Raw genomic sequence first — 26,815 nt, 5'->3', positions numbered from 1 at the left:
TCCTCTACAGCAGCTTGTCGCGCGTGATGGGCAGGTCCCGCACGCGTCGGCCGGTGGCGTGGTAGACGGCGTTGCCGATGGCGGCGGGCACCCCGGTGATCGGGGTCTCGCCGAACCCGCGCGCGCCGAGGGCGGTGCTGTCGGGGTCCTGGTGGTCGACGAAGTGGCTCTCGACCGCCGGGGTGTCCGCGCACACGGGCACGAGGTAGGTGGACAGGTTCGGGTTGACCACCCGGGCGGTGCTTCGGTCGTAGGCGGTGTGCTCCATGAGCGCGTGCCCGATGCCCCACGTCACGCCGCCGAGCACCTGGCCGCGCGCCGTGCGGCGGTTCATCACCCGGCCCAGGTCGTGCGCGGTCACGACGCGGGTGACGCGCACCGAGCCCAGCCTGGCGTGCACCCGCACTTCGAGGAACACCGCGCCCCACGAGTGGCCCGGTGCGTTGAGCAGGGTCCCGGTCGTCTCCACCGGCCTGCCGTGCCTGCCGACGACGGCGCGGTAGCTGTCGCGTCGCTCGCGGTCGCGCGCGTGGAACAGGTGGCCGTGCGCGGTCACGACCTCCGCCGCCGGCACACCGACCAGGGGTGACCGCGGGTCGGCCACGGCCAGGGCCACCACCGCGTCACGGGCGGCGCGGGCGGCGCGGTCCACCGGGCCGGTGATGCTCGCGATGGTCGCCGAGCCCGCCGACACGCCCGCGTACGGCAGCGCGGAGTCGCCGATGACGGCGGTGACGGCGTCCAGCGGCACGCCCAGGGCGTCGGCGGCGATCTGGCCGATCACCGTGTACGTGCCGGTGCCGATGTCCTGGGTGGCGATGCGCACCACCGCCCGGCCGTCGGCGCCGATCGTGACCGACGCGGTGACCGGCGGGGTGGCCGGTGCGGCGGCGAAGGTGTGCGCTTCGGTGGCCATGCCCCAGCCGACGTACTCGTCGCCGTCCTTGGTGGCGCCGGGCCGCGGCGCGCGCCGGGACCAGCCGAACGCCTCGGCCGCGATCCGGTAGCAGTCCAGCAGGCGCTTGCCCCTGATCGGCGAGCCGGTCTCCTGGTTGACCGCGGTGTGGTTGCGCCGCCTCAGCTCCACCGGGTCGACGCCCACCTGCCAGGCGAGTTCGTCCAGCGCGGTCTCCAGGCCGAAGTGGGCGGTGGTCTCGGGTGAGCGCATGTAGCTGGACGAGGCGAGGTCGAGCGGCACGCCTTCCTGTCTGATGTGGACGTTCGGGCAGTCGTAGAGGGTGCTGGTCGAGTCGCTCTCGTTGAAGATCGACTCCTCGGTGCGGCTCAGCTGGGCCGTGGTCGTCTCGACCAGGGCGGTGAGCTTGCCCTGGCGGGTGGCGCCGATCCGCAGGTGCTGGCGGAACTCGGCCCGGTGGCCGGTCAGGGTGAACATCTGGGCGCGGGTGAGCACCAGGCGGACCGGTCGCCGGGCCAGCCGCGCGGCCGCGACGGTGAGGATGGTGTGCGGCCAGACCGGTCCCTTCGAGCCGAAACCACCGCCCAGGAACGGCGCCAGCACGCGGATGCGGTCCGGTGGCAGGCCGAACGCGGTGGACAGGACCGACCTGGTGAGGTTGACCCCCTGCGCGGTCTCGTGCACCGTCACGCTGTCCCCGTCCCACTGCGCCGTGGTGGCGTGCGGCTCGATCGGGTTGTGGTGGCGCGGCGGGCTGGAGTAGCGGGCCTCCAGCCGGACCTCCGCGGCCGCCAGCGCCGCCGCCGCGTCGCCGCGGGCGATCTCGTTGGGCCGGTTGCGGAAGGGTTTCGGCAGGTGGGGCGGCTGGGGAGCGTCGTCGATCGACGCCGTCGGCGGTTCGGCGCGGTAGTCGATGCGCACCAGGTTCGCGCCTTCCCCCGCCTGCTCCACGGTCGTGGCCAGGACGATCGCCACGGGTTGGCCGGCGTGGTGCACGGCGGTGCCCTGCAACGGGATGAACCCCTTGATGTACGGGAACGTCGGCACGGTCAGGCGAGGCAGGTCGGCGTGCGTGTACACCGCGACCACGCCGGGGTGCGCCAGCGCCGCCGACTTGTCGATGCCCACGACTTCGCCGCGGGCCACCGTGCTGGTGACCAGGAAACCGTGCAGCGCGCCCGGGACCGGGTCGTCCGCCGGGTACCGGGCGGCGCCGGTGACCTTGGCACGGCCGTCGACGCGCATCACCGGACGTCCCACCAGGCCGTCGTTCACCGCGAACCTCCCCATCCGCTGAGCAGTTCCACCAGCGCGCGTTGCACCAGCTCGACCTTGAACCCGTTGTGCTGCCGCGGCACGGCGTCGCGCACGAGCGCGCGACCCGCCCGCTCGATCGCGTCCACCGTGAGCGGCGCGCCCCTCAGGACCGCCTCGGCTTCGGGCGAGCGCCACGGGGTCGTGCCGATCCCGCCGAACGCCAACCGCACGTCACGCACCCGGCCGCCGCGCAGGTCCACGACCGCCGCGATCGAGACGACCGCGAACTCGAACGTGGCGCGGTCGCGCAACTTCAGGTAGCGCGACCGCGCCGCCGGCCGCGGCACCTCGACCGCGGTGATCAGCTCCGCGGGCCGCAGCACGGTGTCGACGTGCGGCGCGTTCCCCGGCCGGAGGTGGAACCCGTCCACCGGGACCTGCCGCGGACCGTCCGGGCCGAGCAGGTGCACCACCGCGTCGAGGGCGAGCAGGGCGACCGCGAGGTCCGAGGGGTGGGTGGCGATGCAGTGCTCGCTGCCGCCGAGCACGGCGTGCCCGCGGTTCCAGCCCTCCAGCGCGGAGCACCCGCTGCCCGGCGCCCGCTTGTTGCACGCCGAGGCCGCGTCCCGGAAGTAGCCGCACCGGGTGCGTTGCAGCAGGTTCCCGCCGATCGTCGCCATGTTGCGCACCTGCGGTGACGCGGACGCCTCCAGCGCCTCGGCCAGCACGGGGTAGCGCTCGCGGACCGACCGGTGCTCGGCCACGTGCCGCATCCGGGCCAAGCCGCCGATGCGCAGGCCCTTCGACGAGTCGGCGACCGACGCCAGGTCGAGGTGATTGATGTCGACGAGGTGGTCGTGGTGCTGCGCGCCGTCCCTCATGAGGTTCAACAGGTCCGTGCCGCCCGCGATGAACGCGGCACCCGGCGTCTGCCGCGCCGCCCGCACCGCTTCCGCCGGTTCCCGGACCTGGCTGTAGCCGAACGCCTTCACCGGCGCACCTCCCGGGCCGCGTCGGCGACCGCCGCCACGATGTTCTGGTAGCAGGCGCAACGGCACAGGTTGCCGCTCATCCACTCGCGGATCTCCGCCTCCGTGCCGGCGTGCCCCTCGCGGATGCACGCGACGGCGGACATGACCTGCCCGGACGTGCACGCGCCGCACTGGAAGGCGTCGTGCCGGATGAACGCCTCCTGGACCGGGTGCAGCCGGTCACCGTCGGCCAGCCCTTCGACGGTGGTGATGTCGCTGCCCTGCCGCATCACCGCGAGCGTCAGGCAGGACTTGACCCGCTCACCGTCGACCAGGACCGTGCAGGCGCCGCACTCGCCCCGGTCGCAGCCCTTCTTCGTGCCGGTCAGCCCCAGCCGCTCGCGCAACGCGTCCAGCAGCGTCACCCTCGGCTCGACCGCCACGACCCGGTCGCGACCGTTGACCGACAGGGTGATCTCCGCGCTCTCCCCCGGTGCGATCGTGCCGCGGGAGAGGGCGGTGGGCTCGGCGCGCGCGACGGCCGGCAGGAACGCGGTGCCCGCCGCGGTGACCGCGGTGGACTTCAGCACCGTTCTCCGGGTGTGCGCCCGCGCGGGGCGTGATGGCTCCGGCACCGCATCCTCCTCGACTCGGGTATAACGACGCTATAGCGCCGCCTGTAACAGGGTCAGGTATACCCGGCCTGGTGTAACGATGGCAACCCCTTCCGTATATCGTCGTTACATGACCGGATCGACGCGGCAGCACATCCTCGACGTGACGGCGGACCTCCTCCGGGACACGGCGGTCGAGTCCGTGTCCGTCCGCGACGTGTGCCAGGCCGCCAAGATCACCGCGCCGACGCTGTACCACCACTTCGGCGACAAGCGGGGACTCCTCGACGCGGTCGCGGCCGAGGGCTTCGCCCGCTACCTGGCCGAGAAGCAGGGCCACGAGCCGTCCGAGGACCCGCTCGACGACCTGAAGGCCGGGTGGGACCGCCACATCCGGTTCGGCCTGACGCACCCGGTGTTCTACGTGCTCATGTACGGCGGCACAAGGGCGCGCGAGCACCCTTCGGCACGCGAGGGGTTGCAGGTGCTGCACGGCATGCTGGTCCGCCTCGCCGAACAAGGTCGGCTGCTCGTCACGCCCGACGACGCCGTGCCGACCATCCACTCCGCGTGCGTCGGCACGACGTTGACGCTCGTCGCCGAGCCGGACGCGCCCGCCCACGCCGGCCTGTCCCGGCGCGTCCGCGACGCCGTGCTCGCCGCCGTCGTCAAGCAGGAGCAGCCGGCCGGGCAGGGCACCGACGCCGCCCTCCCCGACACGGCACGGGCACTGCTCGCGACCCTGAGCGCCCACCGCGAACCGCCCCTGTCGGCGGGCGAACGGCTGCTGCTGACCGAGTTGCTCACCCGATTGGCCTCCACCCCCACCGGAGGTCCGGCAGACTGAGCGGCGAGTGGCCGGTCCCGGACGCGGCGCGCTCCAGGTCGACGGTCCACAAGGGACTGGACCGCTGCTGGAGGACCGATGAGCACCGCCGTGCACGACGGCCGGGCGGCCCGTGCCGTCGCGAGGGTCGGCCGGGTCTGCGTCCGACACCGGTTCGTCGTGATCGGCGCGTGGGTGCTGCTGGTGCTGGCGCTGGTGACGGCCGCGAAGGTGATCGGCACGCCGACGGACAACGACGTGAGCCTGCCGGGCACCGACGCCCAGCTCGTGCGGGACCTGACCGCGTCGCCCGAGAGCCCGCTCACCTCGGGGACCGTGATCGTGGTGGCCGCGGACGGCAGGCTGGACGACAGCGCCCACGCCGGTGTGCTGGCCGCGACGGCGGCCTCCTTGCGCGAGGCCGGGCACGTGACCACCGTGAAGCCACCGTCGACGCGGGACGGGTCGCTGTCCGCGGACGGCCGCACCGGCTGGTTCACGGTGGGGCTGGACGTCCGCCGGGCGGAGCTCACCAAGGCGATGGCGCACGCCGTCACCGACGCCGCCCGGCCCGCCGCCGACGCCGGCCTGCGCGTCCTGCCCGGCGGTGCGCTCGCCCAGGTCGTCGACGGCTCGGGCAGCACCGGCGACGAGTACTTCGGCCTGGTCCTGGCCGCCGTCGTGCTCTTCCTCGCGCTCGGCGGCCTGGTCGGCGCGGCGCTGCCGCTGCTGACGTCGGCGCTCTCCGTGCTCGCGACGCTGGGGACCGTCGGGCTCGCCGGGAACCTGACCTCGATGCCCGCCGTGGCGACGACCCTGGCGCTCATGGTCGGCCTCGGCGTCGGCATCGACTACTCGTTGTTCCTGCTCAGCAGGTTCCGCACGCTGGCGCGGTCGGGCCTCACCGTGCCGGACGCCGTCGAACGCGCGGTCGGCGACTCGGGCACGGCGGTGGTCGTCGCCGGGGTGACCGTCGCGGTCGCGCTCGCCGGACTGGGCCTGACCGAGGTGCCGCTGCTGCGGACGCTCGCCTGGACGTGCGGGATCGCGGTCCTGTTCGCGGTGCTCGCCGCGCTCACCCTGCTCCCCGCGCTGACGTCGCTGGCCGGTCGCAGGCTCGCCCGCGGCGGGGCGCTGCACCACCGGCTGGCCCGCCGCTCAGGCTCCGGTGGCCGCTGGGCGCGCCTGGCCGACCTGGCGACCCGCCGGCCCTGGGTGGCGGGCGGGTCCGCGCTCGTGCTGCTGGCCCTGCTCGCCGCGCCGGCGACCGACCTGCGGCTCGGCCAGCTGGACGCCGGGTCCTCGCCGGAGTCCACCGCGGTCCGCCAGGCGAACGACGCCGTCTCGGCGGCGTTCGGCCCGGGCACGGGCACGCCGCTCACCGTGCTCGGCCGACCGACGACGCCGATCACCGACGTCGACGACCCCCGCGTGCCGCCGCTCGTGGCGATGGCGCGGGCCCAGCCGGGCGTGGCCGCCGTCGGGCCGGCGACGCCCTCCGCGGACGGGCGGGTCGTCACGGTCCAGGTCATCCCCTCGACCTCGGGCGGCGACCCGGCGACCGCGGACCTCGTCCGCCGCCTGCGGGGCCAGTCCGTCCCGGACATGACCGTGCACGTCGGCGGCGGCACCGCCGCCCGGCTGGACCTCGCCGACCGGGTGACCGACAAGCTGCCGCTCGTCATCGGGGTCGTGCTGCTGCTGTCGGTCGCGGTCCTGCTGCTCGCCTTCCGCGCGCCGCTGCTCGCCCTCAAGGCGGCGGTGATGGACTTCATCTCCGTCGGTGCGGCCTACGGCGTCCTGACGGCCGTGTTCACCTGGGGCTGGGGTGTGACGTGGATCGGGCTGTCCGGTCCGGTGCCGATCCCGAGCTTCGTGCCGCTCATGCTGTTCGCCCTGCTGTTCGGGCTGTCGATGGACTACGAGGTGTTCCTGCTGAGCGACGTCCAGCGCCGCTGGAAGCTCACCGGGGACAACCTGCGATCGGTCCGCGAGGGCCTGGTCGGCACCGGCGGCGTGATCACCGCGGCGGCGGCGATCATGGTCGGCGTCTTCCTCGCGTTCGTGCCCAACGACGACCCGACGATCAAGATGTTCGGCGTCGGCATGGCGGTCGCGATCGCGGTGGACGCGACCGTGGTCCGCTGCCTGCTCGTCCCGGCCACGATGGCGCTGCTCGGCGACCTCACGTGGTGGACGCCGGGCCGCGAGCGCGCCGCCGTGTCGCGGCAGCCGTCGTGACCTGACCGCTCACCGTCCCTTCACGGGTGCGGACAGGCCTTGCAGGTCGAGCAGGAGGTCGCGCACGTCGGTGGCGGCGATCCGGCCGGTGCGCTCGACCCCGTCCGGCGCGGCGGGGTCCGAGCACAGCAGCACCGGCCCGTCCTCCGCGCGGTCGGGGAGCCTGCCGTGCGTGCCGCGCACGCACGACGGGTCGAGCGGCACGACGTTCATCGCGTATCGGAGGCCGAGCTTCTTGCGCGCCAGGTTGAGCCCGGCCTTGGCCTTGACGAACGGGTCGTCCGGGTCGAAGAACAGCTCGGCCGGGTCGTAGCCGGGTTTGCGGTGGATCTCCACGCCACGCGCGAAGTCCGGTGCGCGGTCGTCGTCGGTCCAGTAGTAGTAGGTGAACCAGGCGTCCGGTTCGGCCACGGCGACCAGTTCGCCCGACCGTTCGTGGTCGAGGTGGACGCCGGCCTGCTCAGCCCGGTCGAGCACGACGTCCACGCCGGGCAGTTCGGACAGCACGGCCCTGGCGCGCGGGACGTCGGCCGGGTCGGCGACGTAGACGTGGGCGATCTGGTGGTCGGCCACCGCGAACGCGCGCGACGTCCACGGGTCCAGCAGCTCCATGCCGGCCTGGGTGTAGACCTCCAGCAACCCGGCCCGCCGCAACGCCCGGTTGATGTCGACGGGCGTGCGTGCCGGCGTGATGCCGTACTCGGACAGCGCCACGACGGTCGCGCCGGCGGCTTCGGCGTCGGTGAGCAGCGGGGCGAGCGCCGCGTCCACGTCGGCCGCCGCACGCGCCGCCTCCGGGCCGGCCGGACCGAACCGCTGGAGGTCGTAGTCCAGGTGGGGCACGTAGACCAGCAGCAGGTCGGGTCGCTGCGAGGCGAGCACGCGCCGCGCCGCGCCGACGATCCACTCGCTGGACTTCAAGGCCGCGGTCGGTCCCCAGTACTGGAACAGCGGGAACTCCCCCAGCTCGGCGACCAGCTCGTCGTGCAGCGCGGGCGGTCGCACGTAGGCGTCGGGCGACTTGCGGCCGTCGGCGTGGTAGATCGGCCGCGGGGTGACGGTGATGTCGGTCGAGGCGCCCATGGCGTACCACCAGCAGACGTTCGCGGCGGTGTAGCCGGGACGGGCGCGGCGGGCGGTCTCCCACAGCTTCTCGCCCTGGACGAGCCGGTTGTGCTGGCGCCACAGGTGGACCTCGCCGAGGTCGCGGAAGTACCAGCCGTTGCCGACGATGCCGTGCTCGGCCGGCGTGAGCCCGGTCAGCAGGGTGGACTGCGCGCTGCACGTCACGGCGGGCAGCACGGTGCCCAGCTCGGCCTGCCAGCCCCGCCGCCCGAGGCGGGCGAGGTTCGGCATGTGCGGCAACAACGCCGGCGTCAGGCCGACGACGTCGATGACCACCAGCGGGTTCATACCGTGCCTCCGATGTGCTCCGAAGCCCAGCGCAGTTCGGCGGCGATGCCCGCGGCCAGGTCGTCGCCCGCGCCGGGCAGGACGGTCCACGTGTAGGTCTCGACCTCGACGTGCGGCATGGCGTCCGCGGTCGACCGGACCGCCTCGACCGCCGTCAGCAGCACGTCCGTGGTGGAGGTGAGCGGGGCGGCAGGCCGGGCGTGCAGGGGTACGTGGAAGTGCACCCGCCACGGGTGCGTGGCGGGCAGGTCGGTCAGCGCCTCGGGCAGGTCGTCGGCCGCCAGCACGCCGGCGGGCGCGTTCTCCCGGACCTGGTGCAGGTAGCGCGGCTCGACGAACGCGCCGATGGCCCGCCTGCCCTCCTCCGTGCCCGGTTCGGCGACCTCCAGCGCCGCCGACGCCTGCACCTTGACCACCGAGAGCCCCGACTCGTGGATGCCCTTCACGGCTGCCACCGGATCGGCGAACGACACCGCGAGGTGGCACGTGTCCAGGCAGATCCCGATGTGGTCGTGGTCGACGCGGTCGGCCAGCCACGCCACGGCGTCGGCCACGGTGTCGAGCACGCAGCCCGGTTCCGGCTCGACGGCCAGCTTGATCGGCCTGCCCTCCCGGGCCGACTCGGCGCGCAGGAAGCGGCTGACGACGTCGAGCGACACCCGGGCCCGCACGTCGTCGTCGCCCGTCCACGGCTCCCGCCAGGCCAGCGGCAACGTCGAGATGCTGCCGTACGCGGCGGAGTCCGGCAGCAGGTCCGCGAGCACGGTGGCGCACGCGAGCGTGTAGGAGGTGCGTCGCGGGTCGGTCCACCGCGGGCGGTAGACGGCGTGCTTGACGACCTCGTGGTGGAACCCGCCGTACGGGAACGCGTTGAGGGTGCTCACCTCCAGTCCCCTGGCCCGCAGGTCCGCCGCCAGGCGCCGCCTGGCCGTCGCGTCCTCGGCGAGGCCGCGGGCGACCGGTTCGGCCAGCCACAGCCCGAGCGCGAGGGTGTCGGCGCCGAGCGCTTCCCGCACCGGGACGGCGTAGCGGTCGAGCTGGGCGACGACGCCGGCCAGGTCCTCGGCCGGGTGGACGTTGGTGCAGTAAGCCGGGATCACGAGCCACCGCGCAGGATCGAGTTGCCCTCGAACGTCGGCGACGCGTCCGGCTCGTCGAGCGCCAGCCGGCCGCTCTGGCCGTAGAACTCGACCGGGTTGCGCCACAGCACCTTGTCCACGTCGGACTCGTCGAACCCGGCCGCCAGCATCGCCAACCCCGTCTTGTGCGTCTTGAGCGGGTCGGACCGGCCCCAGTCGGCGGCCGAGTTCACCAGCACCCGGTCGGTGCCGTACTCGACCAGCAACGCCACCATCCTGGCCTCGTCCATCTTCGTGTCCGGGTAGATCGAGAAGCCCATCCAGCAGCCCGAGTCGGCCACCGCGCGCACCGTCATCTCGTTCAGGTGGTCCACGACCACCCGCTCGGGCGGCAGACCCGATTCCCGGACGAGGTCGAGCGTGCGTGCCGTGCCCGCGGCCTTGTCCCGGTGGGGCGTGTGCACCAACGCGGGCAGGCCGTGCCGCACGGCGAGCTCCAACTGCCGGGCGAACACCTCGTCCTCCTCCGGGGTCATCGAGTCGTAGCCGACCTCGCCGACCGCCACCACGCCGTCCTTGGCCAGGTAGCGCGGCAGCACGTCCAGCACGCCGGCGCAGCGCGGGTCGTTGGCCTCCTTGGGGTTGAGCGCGATGGCGCAGTGGTGCCGGATGCCGAACTGCGCCGCCCGGAACCTCTCCCAGCCGATCAGGGCATCGAAGTAGTCGGTGAACGAGCCCACGTTCGTGCGCGGCTGGCCCAGCCAGAACGCGGGCTCGACCAACGCCCGCACCCCGGCCGCGTGCATCGCCTCGTAGTCGTCCGTCGTCCGCGAGGTCATGTGGACGTGCGGGTCGAAGATGCGCATCAGGTCTCGCTCCTCAGCAGTTCGAGCGCGTCGTCGGGCACGGCGCGGCCCGCGGCACGGCGTTCGGCGGCGAACGCGCCGACCATGCGCCGCAGTTCCTCGTCCGCGCGCCGGTCCAGCCCGGCCACGGCGGCGAGGGGGATCTCCAGGAACAAGCACTTCAGCACGCCGTGACGCCACGTGTGGGCGTCGAGGTGGTCGGCCGCGAACGGCCCGAGCGCCGCCGCGACGAGCCTGGTGTCGTTGGTGCGCAACGCGTCCTTGACGAGTTCGACCCCGGCCGTGACCGCCTGGTGCCCGACGGAGGCGAGCGCGCGCAGGACGCCTCGGCGTTCGGCGTCGTCACCGAAGCGGTAGAGCGAGGTCAGCTCGGCCGCCAGCTCCTCCGGGCCGGTCGCCGCCGCGAGCGCGGCCAGCAGCCGGGTGCGGCCCACGTCGTCGACGGTGCCGTGCACGACGCCGAGCGGGTCGGACTCGCCCCGCACCGCCTGCCTGCCCACCACTCGACCGACCGCCGGGAAGAACGTCCGGATCGTCTGCGGATCGGCCCGCACGGCGCGCTCGGCCTCGGCCAGCCAGGGGTGCTCCGCCTCCGGCCCGGACGCCTCGCGCAAGGCGCTCACCGGCAAGTGCGACGCCCCGTGCAGCGGACTCGTGCCGTTGGGCGAGTCCTCTCGCAACACGCCCACCGGCAAGTGCGACGCCACGTGCAGCGCGCCCTTGGGCGAGGCCTCGCGCAGCGCGCTCATGGCCCTGCTCGCCACGTCCGGTGCGGCGTGGCTGTGGCGGGGCAGCTCGACCCCGGCCAGCCCGGTGTAGCCGATCTCGTCCAGCGCGGCGAGGGTGGCGGCCAGGTCCAGCTCGCCCTCGCCGAACTCCAGGTGCTCGTGCACGCCGGGCAGCATGTCGTCCAGCTGCACGTTGAGCAGGAGGTCGCCCGCGCGGCGGACGCAGGCGGCGGCGTCCTCCGGCTCCACCGCCACGCAGTGCCCGACGTCCAGGGTGATCCCCAGCAGAGCGGGCGAGCCGAGTTCCGCGCGCAGCCGCAGTGCCTGGTCGAGCCGTTCGACGAGCATGCCGGGTTCGGGTTCCAGCGCGATCGGCACGCCGCGTCGGGCCGCGCCGTCCAGCACCTCCGTGACGCCCGACCGCATCCGCCGCCACGCCTCGTCGTCGTCCACGCCCGCGGGCACGATCCCGGACCAGAACGACACGCAGTCGGCGCCGAGGTCGGCCGCGATACCCACGGCCCGCAGCAGGAAGTCCACCCGGACCTCCTGCGCGTCGCTCACCAGCGTCGGGTGGTGCTTGCGGCGCGGGTCGAGCAGGAACCGCGCGCCGGTCTCCACCACGACGCCCAAGCCGAGGCGGTCCAGCCGCGCGGCCACCTTCTCCACCTGCCGCGGCAGGTCGGGGGCGAACGGGTCGAGGTGGTGGTGGTCGAGCGTGAGCGCCACCCCGGTGTACCCGAGGCCGGCGATCACCGCGAGCGCGTCGTCCAACCGGTGGTTGGCGAACCCGTTCGTGCCGTAACCCAGGCGGAACGTCATGTCGGCCCCACTTTCCGCGCCAGCTCGCGAGCCAGCGGCAGCACCAGCGCGAGACCGGCGGCGACGCCCGGTGACCCGCTTCGCGCCACGAGGGCGCACTGCAGCGGCACCATGCCGTGGATGCCGGTCTTGGTGGCCGACCTGACCGTGCCCGCGCCGGGGTCGCGCACCGCCGCCCACTGCGCGCGGCCCACCGTGGCCGCGTAGGTGGCCACGCCGGCGAGCGCGCCCAGCCGGTGCCGCCAGGTCCGCCCCGGCCGGGCGATCGTCGCCAACGCCGTCGCCGCCGTGCCGCCGAGCACCGCCCTCGCCGCGCCGGCGGACGCACCCCGCACCTCGCCACGCGACAACGCCGTCACGCCGAGCGTGTGCCCGGCCATCACCGCGGCGGCGGGCAGGGCGCTCACCGCCCGTTCCCGGCCCGCACCCAGCAGGACGTCCAGCCCCCGGCACGCGGCCATGGCCAGCGGCCCGGCCGCGGTGTCCTTCAGCACCGTGTCGTAGGACCACACCGCCGCCGCCACCGGCACCGCGACCGCCAACGCGTCCCGCCCGCCGGCCACCGCGGCGAGGCCGAGCCCGGTCGCGCTGAGCAGCACGGCGGCGGTCAACGCGGCACGCGGGGTCACCCGGCCGGACGGGATCGGCCGCTCCGGGCGTTCCACCGCGTCCAGCTCGCGGTCGGCCCAGTCGTTGAGCGCCATCCCGGACCAGTACAACGCCACCGACGACAGCGGCAGCAGCAAGCGCCTGCCCCGCAACGGCAGCCCGGCCGCCGCGGCGCCGGCCAGGGTGTCCCCGAGCACGGTCAGTGCGGCCGGCGCCCGCACCAGCTCCGCGTACGCCCTCACCCCAGCTCACCCGCCCACCGGTGCAGCTCGCGGGTCTGCTCGGCGAACCGGTGCTCGTCACTGCCCAGCGGGTCCTTGAAGAAGAACCCGAGCGCGCCCAGCGCACCCACCTGGCCGGCCGCGTGCGCCGCGGCCACCAGCCGGGTCAGGTCCAGCACGAGCGGCGCGGCCAGCGAGGAGTCCAGCCCGGTCCACGTCAGCTGCAACGACATGCGCGCGCCGAGGAACCCCTCGAACGACACGTGGTCCCACGCCGTCTTCTGCTCACCCAGGTCGGGCACGTTGTCGATGTGCAGCGGCGCGGTGACGTCCTCGCCCAGCAACGCCGCCAGCCCCCGTGCCTTCGACTCCAGCTTGCTGCCCGCGTGCGCCGGGTCCTCCAACGTCGCGCCGTCACCGCCGCCGAGCAGGTTCGTCCCCGCCCACGACCGCACCCGCAACGCCCGCGCGGTGAACATCGGCGCGAGCACCGTCCGCAGCAGCGTCTCCCCCGTCTTGCCGTCCCGACCCGCGTACGGCAGCCGTTCCCGGTGGGCCAGCTCGTCCAACGCGGGCAGCGCGACGCCGGTCGACGGGGTGAAGTCCACGAACGGGCAGCCCGCGCGCAGCGCCGCGTACGCCGCCACCGAACTGGGCGGCAGCACCGCGCGTGCGGGGTCGGTCAGCGCTTCCTCCAACGCGGCCAGGTCGTCGTGCTCCGGCGTGGCGGGCACGGGCGGTTCGGTCGAGGACACGTTGACCACCACGACCCGCGCCAGGCCGTGCCGCTCCCGGAAGCCGGTGATGTCGGCGGCGAGCCTTCGGGCCGCGTCGGCCTGGCTGCCCCGGTGCGTCACCGGGTGGTAGCCGGGTCGGACCTCGGCGTCGGCCGCGTGCAGGCCGTCCACGATGGCGCCGAGCAGGCGGTGCGGCAGCACGCCGCTGTCCACCAGCTGTTCGGCGCGCTTGACCAGCGGCGTGTCGACGACGTCGTGCCCGCCGACCACCAGGTCGCGCCAGCCCGGCAGCGGGACGCCGGCGAACTCGGGTCGTTCGGTGACGCAGCCGGTCGGCGGCGCCAGGCCCGCGCGTAACGCGAGCAGTCCGCCGATCGCCGTCGTCGCGACCGACCCGCGTGCCCCGATCAGCCACAGCCCGGTGGGTTCGTCCGTCATTGGCCACCCTCCTTCGCCCGCTCACTCACGATCCGGTCAATCCGGTCACCGACCGGCGCCGGGACGCGGACGTCCCGGCACCGGTCGGGCGGGGGCGCGGTCCGGCAACCGCCCCCACGCGCGTGGTGGCCGGAGCACCACGGCTCCGGCCCCCGCGATCAGCTACCGCTCGACTGCCCGCGCAAGGCCGCGATCACCACCTCGGCGTCGGCGACGAGCAGGTCGCGCACGGCCCGGTCGCCCACCTTGCGGGAGACCGCGTTCCGGAAGCTCTCCAGCTTCTCGATCGCCTTGGCCGGTTTGCCGTCGAACAGCAGCCGGCGGGCGTCGTCCAGGTCCCGGTCGAGGCCCCGTGCGGTGGACGACGGGATGCGTCGTTCCGCGGCGAACCGGTCGACCATCGCCTGGAGGTCGGGCAGCGAGGTGGTGACGGTGAACGACACCGCCACGTCCCGCTTGTTGCCCGCCTTGTCGGTCGCGGTCAACGCCAGCGTGTGCGCGCCGAGCGCGAGCGCGTGCATCGTGACGCTCGTGCCCGACGTGATCGGCCGGCCGTCGAGCGTGGCGGTGACCGACGCGATCCCGGAGGCGGCGTCGTCGGCCTGCCAGGAGACCGCCTTGTCCTCGGAGTGGCCGTAGCTCACGCCGTCGTGCAGGCCGGTGACCTTCACCGTCGGCGCGCTCGCGTCCACCTTGACCGTCACCGAACCGGGTTCGGAGGCGTTGCCGCGCACGTCCGTGGCCCGGTAGTGCACCGTGTGCGTGCCGTCGCCGCTGACGGGGAACGGCGCGGTGTACTGCGCCCATTCGCCGTCACCGACGCGGTACTCGGTGCGTGCCACGCCGGACCCGGCGTCCACCGACGTGATCGTCACCGTCGGCGGTGCGGTCCACCAGCCGTCCGCGCCGTTGGGCTCGGCCGGGTTGACGGTCGCCGTGACCTCCGGCGCGGTCGTGTCGATGCCGGACACCCGGAAGTAGTCGAAGTCGACCGTGACCGGGCCCCTGGTCTGCGACGGACCGATCGCCATCAGGCCGAACTTCGCGTTCGGCACGTCGTTGGTGACCGGGTCGCCGAGCGACGTCCAGTTGGTGCCGCCGTCGCTGATCTCGCCGCTGTAGGTGTTGCCCACCTTCTTCAGCCGGAGGTGCCACCAGCCGCTCTCGGGTGTGCCGATGGTGATGCCCCGGTTGCCGCCGTTGCCGAACTCGCCGTTGTTCTCGGCGACCAGCTCCGCGCCCAACGTCACGGCCTGGCCGGGCGCGTTGCGCGCCACGACGTCGAACTTCACGTAGTCGTCGTCGTTGGCGTACACCATGAACCCGGCCAGCTGCCACTGCTCGACCACCGGCGCGGCCATCCGCGTCTCCAGCGTCCAGTCGCCCTCGGGCGCGTTCTGGAGCACGAAGTTGCGCGGGTCGTCGTTCGCCGAGCCGTTGATGTCGCCGGGCAGGGTGTCGATGCTCAGCAGGCCGTCGCCCATCCGCATGGACGGCAGGTCCGGTCGGACGACGGCGTCCCAGCGGCAACCGTCGAGCCGGTCACCGTCGAACTCGTCGTTCACCGGGATGTCCGGGTTCGGGGTGTCGCAGGTGATCGGCGGCATCGGCGGGTTGCGCACGACGACCGGGGTGGACACCTTCTTGGACCGGCCCGCGGCGTCGGTGACCGTCACCGACGCGTGGTAGGTGCCGTTCTGGGCGTAGGTGTGCTCCACCGCGGGGCCCGAGGCGGCGGTGCCGTCGCCCAGGTCCCACGCGTAGGTGAACGGCGCGTCGTTCTCCGGGTCGCTCGCCGTCGCGGTGAGCTTCGTGGTGAACGGCGCGGTGCCGGTCGCCGGGTCGGCCGTGACGACCACGTGCGGCGCGGCGTTGACCGACACGCCCTTGCCGATGAACGTGAACGAGTCGAGCGTGAACTGGTTCGCCGGGCCGCGGAACACCGCGACCAGCTTGACCGTGCCACCGGGGTTCGTGACCGCCACGTCGGGCGCGGTCGCGTACCGGTCGAGGCCGCCGGTCTCCGGCACCGCGATGGTGGCCAGGAGGTCGCCGGTCGGCGAGTCCTCGCGCAGTTCGATCGAACCGCCGGCGCTCGCCGACGCCACCCGTGCGGTGACGCGGTCGATCTGGTGGAAGTTCACCGGGGTGAAGGCGATCCAGTCGCCGTCGCCGAGGTCGCCGACCCGCTTGCCCGACTCGGCGGCGGCGTCGGACCCGACGGTGACGCCCGAGGACTCCTGGTGGAACTCGGCCTGCTTGTGCTTGGGCTGGATCACCGCGAGGTCGCGGCCGACCAGCGGCGGCAGCGTGCCCGAACCGGCGTCGGTGTAGGACGCGTCGACGGAGTAGAAGATGTCCGCGTCGGCGTGGCCCTCGTCGATCAGGGTCGCGAACTCGCCCTCGCACGCGTTGATCGGGTCGATCGGGTGCGCGTGCGCCTCGTGGCCGAGCGCGGGTTGCAGGACCGCCTTCGCGCAGTCCGGCTCGCCGTCCTCGGGGTCGGTGATGTCGAGGTCGAACGCCACCTTGTCACCGAAGTCGAAGAACCCGCCGTCGACCGGCGACGTCATGGTCACCGACGGCGCGGTGTTGCCCACCGTCACCCGGACGTTGGTCACGCCGCTCTTGCCGGACGCGTCGGTCGCGGTGAGCTGGGCGTTGTAGACGCCGTCGGCCTGGTAGGTGTGCGTCGGCTCGGCCTCGGTGGACGTGTCGCCGTCGCCGAACGTCCACGCGTAGGTCAGCGCGGTGCCCTCCGGGTCGCTCGACCCCGCGGCGGAGAACGTCACCGGCAGCGGCGCCCGGCCCGAGGACGGCGTCGCCGTCGCCTTCGCGGTCGGCCGCCGGTTGCCCTGCGTGTAGTCGATCCGGTACACGCCGGAATCCGGGTTGTCGCGGCCGTAGCCGCCACCCCACTCCACCACGTAGAGGGCGCCGTCCGGACCGAACTTCATGTCCATCGGCGCCAGCGGCGCGGCGCTCTTGAACCACTCGTTGATCTTGAGCAGGCCGCCCTGGTCGTCCTGCGAGAACGTCCAGAACTTGTTGCGCGCCCAGTCGTAGTAGAACGGTTTGCCGTCGTAGTACTCCGGGAACTTGACGTCCGAGGCCAGGTTCGGGTCGAACTCGTAGCGCGGGCCCGCCATCGGCGCCTCGCCGCCGGTGCCCATCTCGGGGAACTCGTCGCCCTCCGCGCCGTTGCCGTACCAGACGGTCGCGGCCTTGGCGGCGGGCAGGGTGGTCAGGCCGGTGTTGTTCGGCGAGTCGTTGACCGGGTTGGCGCAGTCGAACTTCGCCTTGGAGGTGTTCGTGGCGAAGTCGAAGTCGTTGAACGGGGTGTTGTTGCCGACGCAGTACGGCCAGCCGTAGTTGCCGGGCTCCTTGATGACGTTCCACTCGACCAGCCCGCCGGGACCGCGCGACGGGTTGTCGCCGCCCGCGTCCGGGCCGTAGTCGGCCAGGTAGAGCGTGCCGTCGGAGGCGACGTTGAAGCGGAACGGGTTGCGGAAGCCCATGGCGTAGATCTCGGGCTTCGTCTTCTCCGTGCCCGGCGGGAACATGTTGCCCGCGGGCACGGTGTAGGTGCCGTCCGGCTCCGGGTGGATGCGCAGGATCTTGCCCCGCAGGTCGTTGGTGTTCGCCGCGGTCTTCTGCGCGTCGAACAGGTCGTGACCGGGACGTTCGTCGACAGGCGCGTACCCGCTGGACTGGAACGGGTTGGTGTCGTCGCCGACACCGACGTAGAGGTTGCCGTTCGGCCCGAACTCCAGGTACCCGCCGGTGTGGCCGGGTTCCTCCCGGCGCGACGCGGGCACCTCCAGCAGGACCTTCTCGCTGTCGGGGCGGATCACGTTGCCCTGCGCGGTGAACCGGGACAGCCGGTTGATCTCGGCGGTGCCCGCCGGGGAGTAGTACAGGTAGACGTGGTTGCTGGTCGCGAAGTCCGGCGCGAGGGCGATGGACACCAGGCCGTCCTCGCCGCCGCTGTAGACGGGCAGGGACAGCGCCGTCGAGGTGGCGCCGGTGGCGGGGTCGTGCACCCGGACCTCGCCGAGCAGCTCGGTGTAGAACACCCGCCCGTCCGGCGCGATGTCCAGCGTGGTCGGCGCGCGGGTGGCGTCGTCCAGCGTCACCTTCTCGAAGCTGGTGTCGACCGTGGCGCCGCAGTCGGACGGCACGGCGCCGGCGGCGGTGCGGATGCCGCCCAGGACGTGCGCGACGAAGTTCGGCTCGGTGTAGTCGGCGGCGTTGTGGCCCATGCCGGTCGCCCAGACCCGGCCGCCCTCGGCGTCACGGCACCACGTGATCGGGTGGTCGTGGCCCATGGCCTCGGAGCCCGGGTCGTAGGTCTTCTCGTCCACCTCGACCAGCGGGTGCACCTTGCCGCGCATGCCCGGCTTGAAGTTGTACCACTCCTCCGCCTTCTGCCAGCGGTCCGGCAGGTGCTTGGTCGACTCGTGCACCTCGTCGACCTGGTAGGCGGTGGCGGTGAGGCCGTTGGCGGAGTGCGCGGTCATGTGCGCGCCGCCGTTGACGAAGTCGTCCCACCACGGGAACGACGACTCGATGTTCATGTCCGTCGCGTTGTGGACGGCGACGATGCCGCCGCCGTCGTTGACGAACTTCCGCACGGCCGCGCGCTGGGCGTCGGTGTCCCAGACCATGCCGCCGTTCTGGAGCATGATGACGACGTCGAAGCCGGCCAGGTTCTCGTCGGTGAACTGGGTGGCGTCCTCGCTGTGCACCACCTCGAAGTGGTGGTCGGCGGCGAGCTTCTCGACCATCGCCACACCGGCCGGGATCGAGTCGTGCCGGTAGGCGCCCGCGGCGGTCTTGGTGAACAGCAGGGCTCGGAACTCGGCCGGCGCGTCGTGGCCGGGGTGGGCCGTCGCGGTCGCCGGCAGCAATCCGGCCACGACGAGGAACGCCAGCACGATGCCGAAGACAGGGCGCAAGCGGGAAACAGGGGTTCTCACGATCCTCCACACGCTTTCTGTTCCGCCCGGCGTGCCGGCGCCGGTGAGTTGTGGGTGACGCGCGTTCAGCTGGTGCCGACCACCCCCTTCAGGAACTTCAGCCCGTCCACGGCGAGCGCGTCCTGGGTCGGCGCGAGCGGTCGCCAGATGGACGCGGCGGTCGCGATGCTCGCGTTCTCGCCGGTGAACGACTCGATGCACAGCGGCCCGGTGTAGCCGGCCACGGCCAGCGCGGCGAGGATGTCGGGCCAGTCGAGGTGGTCGTCGCCGGGTGTGCCCCGGTCGTTGGCGCAGACCTGGACGTGCGCGATCCGGCCGGCGGCCGACCGGATCGCGTCGCCGACGTGCTTCTCCTCGATGTTCTGGTGGTAGACGTCGACCGCGACGCCGCACCCGTCGACGGGCAGCCCGTCCAGTGCTTCGAGGGTCTGCCCGATCGTGTTGAGCAGGCTGGTCTCGTAGCGGTTGAGGGGTTCGACGGCGACCCGCACGCCCGCCGACCGGGCGTGCTCGACCACCGGCGCCAGGTTGTCGCGCAGCTCGATGATCCGGTCGTGCCGCTCCCTCGCCGACATGCGCCACGTGCGGCCGACCGACGCGTACGCCGGGCCGCCGATGACGGGCGAGCCGACTTCCGCCGCGACGTCGACGACGTGCCGCAGGTAGTCCTGGGTGGCGGCGATGGTCGGCCGGTCGGCCGCGACGAGTTCCCGGCCCGGTGGCATCACCAGGCAGACGGTCGCGTCGAGGCCGTGGTCCGCGAGCACCCGTGCCGCCCTCGCCGGGTTCCAGTCGCCGACCTGCTCGACGGGCAGTTCGAGCACGTCGAAGCCCCACCCGGCGGCGCGTGCGGCCAGGTCGGCCAACGCGTCGTCATCCAGCGGTGACGTCCATACCCAGCTGCTCACACCGATGGCGTGCACGGGTGCCTCCGTTCTCGGGGTTTAAGCCGTCACTTCCAGGGCGCGGGGTAACCCGGCATCGACTCGCAGCCGCACATCGCGTAGTGCAGCGGCGGCATGTCCTGCTTCAGGAAGCTCTGGAGGGTGTCCTGGGTGACCTTCGGCTGCGGCAGCACCCACTCCTTCGGCACCTGCTGGCCGTTGAGCACCTTCAGCGCGGCGATGACCGGGGTGCGCCACTGGTAGGTCGGGTAGGTGGGCGCGACGGCGGTCATCTTCTGGTCGGCCCACATCCGCAGGAAGTCCTGCTGGTCCTCGCCGACGAACGGCGGGATCGGCGCGCCCGCGTCCTGGAACGCCTCGACCGCGGCGACGGCGGTCGCGCCGGCGTCCATCCACACGCCGTCGATCTGGCCCTCGCGCTGCAGGTAGTCGTTGACGATGGTCTTGGTCTTGGCCGCGTCACCGTCGGTGAACTCGACACCCACGATCTTGAGGTCGCTGCCGGCGAAGATCTCGTTCGCCGCGGCCCACCGCTGCTCCAGCACGTCCACGCCCGGCAGGATCCGCAGGGCCAGCACCTTGCCGCCCGACTTCACCTTCTCCTTCAGGAACTCCGCACCGTCCGCGCCGAACGCGAACCCGCCGATCGGGTGGATGAACGTCACCGGGCAGGCGGTGTTGACGCCGCGGTCGAACACGATCACCGGCACGTTGGTCTTGCACGCCGCCTCGATCGCCGGGGTCAGCGTGGCGGTGGTGTTGGGCGACACGACCAACGCGCTGCAACCCTGCGACGCGAACGACTGGATGTCGCTGATCTGCTTGTCGTCCTTGGCCTCCGCGTCCAGCACGGTGAACTTCGTGATCTCCGGGTGCAGCTTCACCTCCTCCTGCATGGTCTTGAACCCGACCTGCCGCCACGGGTTGTCCACCGACGCGTTGGAGAAGCACAGGTGGTAGCCGCCACCCGGCTTGGCGAGCTTCGCCGTGTCGACCATCGCGGGCGAGATCATCTGCTCCCACGGCTTGTCGGCCGGCCCTTCGGGGGCGGTCGACCGGAACTTCAACTGCTGCTCGTACCGCGCCTGGTCGAAGAACTCCGACTTCGCGCCGGCGTCCTTCGACGCGCCCGTCGTGCCGGTCATGCCGGTGTCGACGGGCAGGTCGCTGCTGCAGCCGGCCATGGCCAGCAGGCCCGCGACGGCCACGACGGACCACTTCCTGTTCATCGGTTCTCCTTGTGCGGCGGTTACTGGCGGGGAGCGGGCTCTGGTGTCCCGGCACGGCGCCGGAGCCTGAGCCGGGTGTTGACGCCGAGGGCGGCGTAGGCGACGGCGGCGATGATGATCACGCCCTGGACGGCGGACTCCAGCGCGCCGGAGACGCCGAGCAGGTTGAGCAGCGAGAAGAGGGCTTCGAGGGTCAGCGCGCCGGCGGCCGCCGCGACGACGGAACCCCGTCCGCCGCCGAGCAGGACGCCACCGAGCACGACGGCGGTGATGGCGCGGAACTCCAGTCCCTGGCCGACCTGCGCCGACACGCCCGCGAACCCGCCGAGCAGGATCGCGGCCAGCGCGGCGAGCAGACCGGACAACATGAACGCCAGCACCTTGAGTCGGTCCACCCGACCGCCGGCCAGCCGCACCGCCTTCTCGTTGTCCCCCACCGCGACCAGCGTGCGGCCGGTGCCGCCGCGCATGAACAGCACCGCGGCGACGAGGACGACGAGCAGGATCACCACCGACCACGGCAGGTGGCCGAGGACCGGCAGGTCGACGCCGCCGCGACCGAACACGCGGAACGACGGCGACAGGGCGCCGCGCGGCGCGCCACCGGTCCACAGGAACACCGCGCCGTCGAGGATGAGCAGCATCCCCAGCGTCACGATGAACGACGGCACCAGCAGCTTCGTCGTGACCAGCCCGTTGACCAGGCCGACCAGCAGGCCGAAGCCGAGCAGCAGCACGATCACCCAGCCGGTGGCCGACTCCTGACCGTCGATCAGCCGGGCCGCGATCACCACCTCGGCGGTGACCAGCGAGCCCACCGACAGGTCGAACCCGCCGGACACGATGACGAAGTACTGCCCGATCGCCAGGAGCACCAGCGGCGCGGCGCGCTTGAGCAGCGCCAGGTACCCGGTGGGCTCGGAGTAGGCGGGGCCGGTGAAGGCCAGCGCCACCAGCAGCACGGCCAGCACCGCCAGCACGGGCGCGGTGCCGTCCGCCAGGCGGGGGCGCCACGTGGTCGGCGTGGTCACGCGGACCTCCTGGAGACCTTGCGGCGGGCGTAGAGCGCCACCGCGACGATGAGGACGACACCGCGCACGACGTCCTTGAAGAACGGGTCGACGGCGAGGTCGTCGAAGATGGTGTCGAGGGTGGCCAGGATGAGGACGCCGCCGATCGTGCCGACGACACCGCCGCGACCGCCCGCCAGCGCCGCGCCACCGAGCACGACGGCCGCGATGGACTCCAGGTCGTACCCGGCGTCCGTGCCGACGTACGGCGCGCCGGACCCGAGCCGGCTGGCCAGGAACACCCCGGCGAGCCCGGCGGCGACGGCGCACAGCACGTGGGCGATGACGATCGTGCGGCCGGTGCGCACACCGGAGAGCCGCGCGACGTCCACGTCACCGCCGACCGCGTAGGTGTGGTAGCCGCCGCGGGTGCGCCTGAGGTACCACCACGCCGCCGCGGCGACGAGCAGCATGAGCAGCACACCGACCGGGACGGGGCCGATGCGGTCGAACCCGAGGTGCTGGAACGCGCGCGGCACGCTGCCCGCCGGCCCGGTGTAGTTCTCCTCCAAATAGCCGCGCAGGATCAGCGCCACACCGAGGGTGGCGATAAACGCGTTCACCTTGAGGACCGTGACCACCAGGCCGTTGACCAGGCCCACGACGGCGGCGACGCCGAGCGCCAGCAGCACGCCGGGCACCATCATCCCGTCGCTGCCCGCCATGGTCTCCGCCGCCACCAGCGAGCACAGCCCGACCAGGTACGCCACCGAGAGGTCGAGCGACCCGGCGACGATCACGATGGTCTGCCCGACCGCGACCAGCCCCAGCACGGTGCTGCGGGTCAGGATGTTGAGGATGCCGCCCTGGTCGAGCAGCACACCGCCCTGGACGCCGACCAGGACGCTGCCGACCACGAGCAGCGCCACCAGTGCCAGGTAGACGGTGACGGTCGGCGTGAAGGTGAACCGCCGGGAACGCCCGCCGGTCGCCCCGCGCGCCACCTCGATCTTCTGCTGCACCACGCTCACGCCACTTCCCCGATCCCGTGCCCGGTGGCGAGCCCCATGACGGCCTCCTCACTGGCGCCCGCGGGCAGTTCGCCCGCGATCGCGCCTTCGTGGACGACGAGGATCCGGTCGCTCATGCCGATCAGCTCCGGCAGTTCCGACGAGATCATCAGGACCGCGACCCCGGTCCGCGCCAGCTCGCGCAGCAGCCGGTGCACGGCCTGCTTCGCGCCGACGTCGATGCCCCGCGTCGGCTCGTCCACGACGAGCACGCGCGGTCCGACGGCGAGCCACTTGGCCAGCACCACCTTCTGCTGGTTGCCGCCGGACAGGTAGCGCACCTCCTGGTGCTCGCCCCGCGCGACGACCGCGACCGACTCCAGCAACGCCGTCAGGTCGGACCGCTTGCGCCCCCGGCTCCCCGGCAACGCGGCCCGCCGCACCAGCAACGCGTTGTCCCGGATCGACTGCCGCAGGGCCAGCCCTTCGCCCTTGCGGTCCTCGGTGACGTAGCCGATCCCCAGGCGGACCGCGGCGCGCGGGTCGGTGACGCGCCGCGGCACGCCGTCGAGTTCCAGCGTGCCGGTGGTGAACGGCTCGACGCCCCAGATCGCCCGCGCGATGGCCGACCGGCCGGAGCCCTGCAGCCCGGCGATGCCGACGACCTCACCGGAGCGCAGCTCGAACGTCACGCCCCGGACCCGGTCGTTGCCCGCGCCGCGCAGCGCCAACCGGACGTCGCCGAGTTCGGCCTCGGTCGCACGGTCGGGGTAGAGGGCGTCGAGGGAACGCCCGACCATGTGGCGGACGAGCTGGTCCGACGTCAGCTCGGCGGTCGGGGCGGTGGTGACGAACGCGCCGTCCTTGAGCACGGTGATCCGCCGGCTGAGGTCGAACACCTCGCGCATCCGGTGCGAGACGTAGAGGATCGCGATCCCCCGCGCCCGCAACCGATCGACCAGGTCGTACAGCAGCTCCACTTCCTGGTCGGCCAGCGCGGCGGTCGGCTCGTCCATCGCCAGCACCTTGGCGTCGGTGGACAGCGCCTTGACGATCTCGACGACCTGCTTGCGCGCGACCGACAACCCGCTGACCGGCGCGGCGGGGTCGATGCCGTCCTCACCGAGCCAGTCGAGCAGCTCCTTGGTGTCCGCCTCCATCTTCCGGCGGTCCACCTGGCCCCGGCGGACCGGTTCGCGGCCCAGGTAGACGTTCTCGGCGACGGTGCGGTGCTCCAGCAGGGTGAACTCCTGGTGGATGATCGCGATGCCCGCCTCCTGCGCCTCGCGCGGCGTCGAGAACACGACCGGCCTGCCGGCGACCTCCACCTGGCCCGAGTCCGGCCGGTGCACGCCCGCCAGCACCTTGAGCAGCGTCGACTTGCCCGCGCCGTTCTCGCCCATGAGCGCGTGGACCTCGCCGGCGCGCAGTTCGAGGTCCACGCCGCGCAGCACCGGCACGCCGAGGAAGCTCTTGGTGATGCCGGTGAGCCGGACGACGACCTCACCGCCTGCCGTCACCGGTCCACCTCGATCCAGGCCCCCGCCGACGCGGCGGACAGCAGGACCGCTTCGGTGATCCGCACGGCGCGCAGGCCGTCGGCGAAGGTCGGCAGGCCGTCCGGCCGGTCCTCGCCCAGCACGGCGCGGTAGGTGTCGGCGACGAAGGCGTCGAAGCAGTCCTGGTAGCCCTGCGCGTGGCCGGCGGGCAGCCGCGCGTACCGGGCCGCCGAAGGAGACAGGGTCGACGGGTCGCGCAACAGCACCTGGTTGGCGTCCCGGCCGCCGACCCACAGCCGCTCCGGGTCCTCCTGGTCGAACGCGAAGCTGGACTCCGTGCCGGAGACCTCCAGGTGCAGCCGGTTCTTCCGACCGGCCGCGACCTGCGAGACCACCACCGTGCCCAGGACCCCGGACGCGGTGGTGAACTGGACGACCGCGGCGTCCTCGGTCGGCGTGGCCGACGGCCGCGGTCGCGGCTGGACGGTGGCCGTCTGCGCGGACAGCCGGTGGATGCGGTCGCCGGTGACGAACTCGACCAGGTCGCACCAGTGCGAGCCGATGTCGGCGAACGCGCGGGAGGGGCCGCCGACCGCCGGGTCCACCCGCCAGTCGTCGTCGCCCGGCCGGGACAGCCAGTCCTGCAGGTACCCGCCGCTGACCGTGGACACCACCCCGGCCTGACCGGTCGCCAGCCTGGCCCGCAGCTCGCGCACCATCGGGTGGAACCGGTAGACGAATGGCACCGTCGCCACCCGGCCGGCGGCCACCGCCGCGTCGGCCAGCGCGGTGGCGTCCGCGACACCGGTGGCCAGCGGCTTCTCGCAGATCACGTGCGCACCCGCGGCCAGCGCGGCCTCCACCGCCTCCGCGTGCCGGGCGTTGGGCGTGCACACGTGCACCACGTCCGCCCCGGCCTCGGCGAGCAGCGCGTCGAGGTCCGGGTACCCGCGCTCGGCGCCGGTGGTCCGCGCGGCGTGGTCGGAACCGTCCGGCGTGCTCGCGACCGCGGCGACCACCGAGGCACCGGCCCGCCGAGCCGCTTCGGCGTGCACCCGGCCCATGAAGCCGGCGCCCACCACGGCCACCCGCGGTGTCCGAGGCACGGCACGACCGCTGTCGGCCGCTGGAGTTAGGTGGGTCACAGTCATGCGGCGAACGTAAGATGACTAATGGCGGATGTCAACCAAAAGTCTGGGATGTTTCGGTGCGTGACGCCGTATGCCCGCAACCTCTGGTTCAATTGAAGGGTGAAAGAAGACGTATCCCCTGTCGGCGCCGCGTCCCCGGGAGAGCTGCTGCGCCTGCTGCGCGACGGCGTGCCCCGGACCCGCTCCGAACTGACCACGGTCACCGGGCTGGCCCGGTCGACCGTGCGAGCCAGGTTGGACGCGCTGCTGGACGCCGGCCTGGTCAGCGACGGGGGCAGCGAGGCGTCGACCGGTGGTCGCCCGGCCGGCCGGTTCGTGTTCAACGCCCGCGCGCGGGTGGTCCTCGCCGCCGAGGTGGGCGCGACCCACGCCACCATCGCGGTGACCGACCTGACGAGCACGCCGCTGGCCGTGCGCCGGTTCGAGCAGGACATCGCCGAGGGCCCGGACGTGGTCCTGCCCAGGCTCGTCGAGGCCTGGCGGGCGATGCTGGAGGAGACCGACCTCCGGTCGCAGCGCGTGGCGGGCGTCGGCATCGGCCTGCCCGGCCCGGTCGAGCACTCCACCGGCCGGCCGAACAACCCGCCGATCATGCCCGGGTGGGACGGCTACGACGTGCCGGGCCGCATCGGCGCGGAACTCGGCGTCCCGGTGCTCGTCGACAACGAGGTCAACCTGATGGCCCTCGGCGAGCACACGAAGTGCTTCCCCGAGGCCGAGCACCTCATCGTGATCAAGGTGGCCACCGGGATAGGCGCCGGCTTCATCAGCAACGGCAGGCTGCACCGCGGCGCGGTCGGCGCGGCGGGCGACCTCGGCCACATCCTCGCGCCGCACGCCGGGGACGTGCCGTGCCGCTGCGGCAACACCGGCTGCCTCGAAGCGGTCGCGAGCGGGTCCGCCATCGCGGCGGCGTTGCGCGCCAAGGGCGTCGAGGCGCACACGAGCACCGACGTCGTCACGCTGGTCCGGGCAGGCAACCTCGAAGCCGGCCAGGCCGTGCGGCAGGCGGGCCGCAACATCGGCGAAGTCCTCGCCGCCTGCGTGAGCATGTTCAACCCGTCGCTGATCGTCGTGGGCGGCACCGTCGCGCTCGCCGGCGAGATGCTGCTGGCCGGTGTGCGCGAGGCGATCTACCGGCGTTCCCTGCCGCTGGCCACCGGGAACCTGCGCATCGTGCCGTCGCAGGCCGGTGACGACGCCGGTGTCCTCGGCGCGGCGGCGATGGTCGTCCAGCATGTCCTCTCGCCCGACGTGGTCGACCGGCAACTGGCCTGACCCGGCGCCGGCGCCC

19 protein-coding genes are annotated in these 26,815 nt (G+C 73.1%); 3 read left to right on the top strand and 16 right to left on the bottom strand.

Annotation, left to right across the window (positions count from 1 at the left end; all coding sequences use genetic code 11):
• Positions 1–4: 4 nt before the first annotated feature.
• From ADK67_RS19695 to ADK67_RS19685, 3 genes are read right to left on the bottom strand one after another with little or no spacing between them, the layout of a single operon-like run.
• Positions 5–2,191: a xanthine dehydrogenase family protein molybdopterin-binding subunit gene (locus tag ADK67_RS19695; protein ID WP_231648263.1), complete on the bottom strand. Its 2,187-nt coding sequence runs from the start codon at positions 2,189–2,191 to the stop codon at positions 5–7.
• Positions 2,188–3,165 carry an FAD binding domain-containing protein gene (locus ADK67_RS19690; RefSeq protein ID WP_053717901.1) on the bottom strand — a complete coding sequence of 326 codons (978 nt, stop codon included), beginning with the start codon at positions 3,163–3,165 and terminating at the stop codon, positions 2,188–2,190. Before ADK67_RS19690 ends, ADK67_RS19695 begins: the two co-directional genes overlap by 4 nt.
• Positions 3,162–3,779, bottom strand: coding sequence for a (2Fe-2S)-binding protein (locus tag ADK67_RS19685; protein ID WP_082403604.1), 618 nt, complete (start codon positions 3,777–3,779; stop codon positions 3,162–3,164). Before ADK67_RS19685 ends, ADK67_RS19690 begins: the two co-directional genes overlap by 4 nt.
• A gap of 109 nt (positions 3,780–3,888) precedes the next feature.
• Between ADK67_RS19685 and ADK67_RS19680 the strand changes: the two genes are divergently transcribed.
• Together ADK67_RS19680 and ADK67_RS19675 are read left to right on the top strand one after the other, a co-directional pair.
• Positions 3,889–4,605, top strand: a complete 717-nt coding sequence (locus tag ADK67_RS19680) for a TetR/AcrR family transcriptional regulator (RefSeq protein ID WP_053717899.1) — start codon at positions 3,889–3,891, stop codon at positions 4,603–4,605.
• 78 nt (positions 4,606–4,683) lie between these two features.
• A complete protein-coding gene (locus ADK67_RS19675; protein WP_053717898.1) occupies positions 4,684–6,825 on the top strand; it encodes an MMPL family transporter in 2,142 nt (713 codons plus the stop codon).
• Positions 6,826–6,834: 9 nt separating this feature from the next.
• Here ADK67_RS19675 and ADK67_RS19670 read toward each other — a convergent pair whose 3' ends face one another.
• From ADK67_RS19670 to ADK67_RS19610, 13 genes are all read right to left on the bottom strand, one after another.
• Complete coding sequence (locus ADK67_RS19670) at positions 6,835–8,238, bottom strand: alkaline phosphatase family protein (RefSeq protein WP_053717897.1); 1,404 nt, start codon at positions 8,236–8,238, stop codon at positions 6,835–6,837.
• Positions 8,235–9,335, bottom strand: coding sequence for a metabolite traffic protein EboE (gene eboE, locus ADK67_RS19665; RefSeq protein ID WP_053717956.1), 1,101 nt, complete (start codon positions 9,333–9,335; stop codon positions 8,235–8,237). Before eboE ends, ADK67_RS19670 begins: the two co-directional genes overlap by 4 nt.
• Entirely contained in the window at positions 9,335–10,183 is an 849-nt protein-coding gene (locus ADK67_RS19660; RefSeq protein ID WP_053717896.1) for a TatD family hydrolase, read from the bottom strand. Before ADK67_RS19660 ends, eboE begins: the two co-directional genes overlap by 1 nt.
• The gene (locus ADK67_RS19655; protein WP_053717895.1) at positions 10,183–11,733 is read right to left on the bottom strand and encodes an EboA domain-containing protein; all 1,551 of its coding nucleotides are present in this window, start codon (positions 11,731–11,733) and stop codon (positions 10,183–10,185) included. The genes ADK67_RS19660 and ADK67_RS19655 overlap by 1 nt, the downstream gene beginning before the upstream one ends.
• Positions 11,730–12,584 (bottom strand): SCO3242 family prenyltransferase, encoded by an 855-nt coding sequence (locus ADK67_RS19650; RefSeq protein ID WP_053717894.1) that lies wholly within the window; start codon positions 12,582–12,584, stop codon positions 11,730–11,732. The genes ADK67_RS19655 and ADK67_RS19650 overlap by 4 nt, the downstream gene beginning before the upstream one ends.
• On the bottom strand, positions 12,581–13,738 hold the full coding sequence (locus tag ADK67_RS19645) for an inositol-3-phosphate synthase (protein ID WP_053717893.1): 1,158 nt from the start codon (positions 13,736–13,738) through the stop codon (positions 12,581–12,583). Before ADK67_RS19645 ends, ADK67_RS19650 begins: the two co-directional genes overlap by 4 nt.
• 158 nt (positions 13,739–13,896) lie before the next feature.
• Entirely contained in the window at positions 13,897–18,717 is a 4,821-nt protein-coding gene (locus ADK67_RS19640; RefSeq protein WP_082403602.1) for a ThuA domain-containing protein, read from the bottom strand.
• 65 nt (positions 18,718–18,782) lie between these two features.
• On the bottom strand, positions 18,783–19,640 hold the full coding sequence (locus ADK67_RS19635; protein ID WP_053717891.1) for a sugar phosphate isomerase/epimerase family protein: 858 nt from the start codon (positions 19,638–19,640) through the stop codon (positions 18,783–18,785).
• Between the two features lie 29 nt (positions 19,641–19,669).
• On the bottom strand, positions 19,670–20,851 hold the full coding sequence (locus ADK67_RS19630) for an ABC transporter substrate-binding protein (protein WP_053717890.1): 1,182 nt from the start codon (positions 20,849–20,851) through the stop codon (positions 19,670–19,672).
• Positions 20,852–20,871: 20 nt separating this feature from the next.
• On the bottom strand, positions 20,872–21,882 hold the full coding sequence (locus ADK67_RS19625; RefSeq protein ID WP_053717889.1) for an ABC transporter permease: 1,011 nt from the start codon (positions 21,880–21,882) through the stop codon (positions 20,872–20,874).
• Positions 21,879–22,871, bottom strand: coding sequence for an ABC transporter permease (locus tag ADK67_RS19620; RefSeq protein ID WP_082403618.1), 993 nt, complete (start codon positions 22,869–22,871; stop codon positions 21,879–21,881). Before ADK67_RS19620 ends, ADK67_RS19625 begins: the two co-directional genes overlap by 4 nt.
• 17 nt (positions 22,872–22,888) lie before the next feature.
• Complete coding sequence (locus ADK67_RS19615) at positions 22,889–24,391, bottom strand: sugar ABC transporter ATP-binding protein (protein WP_053717888.1); 1,503 nt, start codon at positions 24,389–24,391, stop codon at positions 22,889–22,891.
• The gene (locus ADK67_RS19610; protein ID WP_082403601.1) at positions 24,388–25,521 is read right to left on the bottom strand and encodes a Gfo/Idh/MocA family protein; all 1,134 of its coding nucleotides are present in this window, start codon (positions 25,519–25,521) and stop codon (positions 24,388–24,390) included. The genes ADK67_RS19615 and ADK67_RS19610 overlap by 4 nt, the downstream gene beginning before the upstream one ends.
• Before the next feature lie 99 nt (positions 25,522–25,620).
• Between ADK67_RS19610 and ADK67_RS19605 the strand changes: the two genes are divergently transcribed.
• Positions 25,621–26,799 (top strand): ROK family transcriptional regulator, encoded by a 1,179-nt coding sequence (locus ADK67_RS19605; protein ID WP_053717887.1) that lies wholly within the window; start codon positions 25,621–25,623, stop codon positions 26,797–26,799.
• Positions 26,800–26,815: the final 16 nt, after the last annotated feature.

It is taken from the genome of Saccharothrix sp. NRRL B-16348 (assembly GCF_001280085.1).
Lineage (GTDB): Bacteria > Actinomycetota > Actinomycetes > Mycobacteriales > Pseudonocardiaceae > Actinosynnema.
This window is presented reverse-complemented; position numbering and strand designations above follow the sequence as displayed.

Coding starts and splice junctions, on each gene's coding strand:
- ADK67_RS19680 (WP_053717899.1), top strand. CDS start 3,889: ATGACCGGATCGACGCGGCAGCACATCCTCGACGTGACGGCGGACCTC.
- ADK67_RS19675 (WP_053717898.1), top strand. CDS start 4,684: ATGAGCACCGCCGTGCACGACGGCCGGGCGGCCCGTGCCGTCGCGAGG.
- ADK67_RS19670 (WP_053717897.1), bottom strand. CDS start 8,238: ATGAACCCGCTGGTGGTCATCGACGTCGTCGGCCTGACGCCGGCGTTG.
- ADK67_RS19660 (WP_053717896.1), bottom strand. CDS start 10,183: ATGCGCATCTTCGACCCGCACGTCCACATGACCTCGCGGACGACGGAC.
- ADK67_RS19655 (WP_053717895.1), bottom strand. CDS start 11,733: ATGACGTTCCGCCTGGGTTACGGCACGAACGGGTTCGCCAACCACCGG.
- ADK67_RS19645 (WP_053717893.1), bottom strand. CDS start 13,738: ATGACGGACGAACCCACCGGGCTGTGGCTGATCGGGGCACGCGGGTCG.
- ADK67_RS19630 (WP_053717890.1), bottom strand. CDS start 20,851: ATGAACAGGAAGTGGTCCGTCGTGGCCGTCGCGGGCCTGCTGGCCATG.
- ADK67_RS19610 (WP_082403601.1), bottom strand. CDS start 25,521: ATGACTGTGACCCACCTAACTCCAGCGGCCGACAGCGGTCGTGCCGTG.